Below are 1,689 nucleotides of genomic sequence, written 5' to 3' on the forward strand. Positions count from 1 at the left end.
GTCGAACTTGCCGAGGTTGGTGACCAGGAAGAAGGCATGTAGCAACAGGTCATCGGGGCGTTCCTGCACCACCAGCACCACGCGCCGCGGCGTCGGCCAGGAACCGGCTTGGTACTCCAGGTCGTGGCACCACTCGCGAGGCTGCTCGGGTGGCCGGCCTGGTGGCCGCTTCAGGTGCGGTGCCGCCAGCTGCTGCAGGCCGGTGTGACTGCGCAGTCGGCCCAGGTACTCGATGTCGCGATCTTCCAGGGCCTCCAGCGTCGCGTTGTCGGTGAACCCAGCATCGATGCGCACCCGAACCTGGGCGCCGGTGCTCTCGTTGAGTCGTCGTACCAGATGCGGGATCCAGGTGTCGGCGTTCTCGGCCGGGCCGGCGTTGCCCTCGCGCAGCAGGCCGCCGACCATGTCGCCGGTTTCGGCCAGCGAGGCGACCAGCGGCGAATAGATCCGTGCGCCGTACAGGCCATGATAGGCCGAGCCGCCCTGGTGGCCGTGGACCTCGATCGGCAGGCCGTCGATGTCCAGGGTCAACTGCTTGGGGCGCTCGCCGTTCTTCAGCGACGTCAGGCGCCAGACCACCAGCCGCAGCAGGCCTTCGTGCACGGCATCGATGTTGTCGTTGCGCCCGAGGCAGGTCAGCAGCCGCGACAGCGTGGCTTGAGACGGCCGGTCCTGGGCCAGGGGCGTCATCCCTCGTGCATCGCTGGAGGCCAGCTGCCAGAGCGGGTCACGTCGCAGCGTGTCGGTATCGCTGAGATCGATCCAGCCCATCGCGCGCTGCAGCACCAGAGTGCGAAGCTGGCTGGCCAGCGAATGACGGATGCGCAGCGGATGGCGCGGATCGACCAGGTTGTCCTCCAGCGCCTCGATCACGCCGCTGTTGTCGAGGGCTTCACGCAGCAGCAGAGCGCCGCTGTCGCTGGTGGTGCGCTGGCCGCTCAGCTCGACACGGACAGAGCCGTTGCACGAGGGCGTCCAGGTGGATAGGCTTTCACCCATGGCGAGTGGTCCTCTTGAATCGTGTTCTGCCAGGAACATCCTGATTCTACAAGAGAAAACCACTCGCCATCTTCGTTTTTAGGTCGGCCTCATGAATTAGCCGGGTTGATCTCGGAGAATAAGGAGGATCCTATTACGTTTGCGATGACCACGTATCAAGAGCGTTCGTTTCAGGAGAGGGATAAAGTCTCTTCACTTTACGACTCGTCAATCACCCGAATTTCCCAATCGCTGCATAATGAAGGCATGAAAAAACAGATCAAGGAGCGGCTTGACCAATGCATGGAAGACCGCATTAGAAAGAACAACCTCTACGTCGAGGTCACTTATCGCGAAATTGTAACTGCCAAGGAAGTTCAAAGCAATGTCTTGCTTCTTCAGCCCAACATTGCGGGGTTTGGCATAGATCTCGTCCAACTCTATCGACAGCACCTCGAGCCATTGTTGCACCGAGGCTAAGGAGTTGGGTATACCGGGCTTTATCCTGAGCTCAGCTGAACATCCGAGACTCGGCACCTTACAAAGGCGATGCAGCTAACGCTAAGAAGCGTCACACCTCATTCAGGATGTGCTGGACGTCTGCTTCTGGCCGTTTGGGGAACCTTAACCTATACTGAATATGTAGTAGCGGCAGATGATAAACTAAAGCGAAAATTTTTAAAATGTAGCCTGAGTCTTCATTGGTGTTTG

At 59.5% G+C, this 1,689-nt stretch carries 2 protein-coding genes; one reads left to right on the forward strand and one right to left on the reverse strand.

What is annotated here, in order from left to right:
- Positions 1-1,038: IS1380 family transposase (locus RI841_RS16385; RefSeq protein WP_310706694.1), on the reverse strand; the 1,038-nt coding region annotated here is incomplete at its 3' end.
- Positions 1,039-1,143: 105 nt separating this feature from the next.
- Between RI841_RS16385 and RI841_RS16390 the strand changes: the two genes are divergently transcribed.
- Complete coding sequence (locus RI841_RS16390; RefSeq protein ID WP_310706695.1) at positions 1,144-1,458, forward strand: hypothetical protein; 315 nt, start codon at positions 1,144-1,146, stop codon at positions 1,456-1,458.
- The last annotated feature ends 231 nt before the right edge of the window (positions 1,459-1,689 follow it).

This window comes from Halomonas sp., assembly GCF_031581305.1.
In the GTDB taxonomy this organism is placed as follows: domain Bacteria; phylum Pseudomonadota; class Gammaproteobacteria; order Pseudomonadales; family Halomonadaceae; genus Halomonas.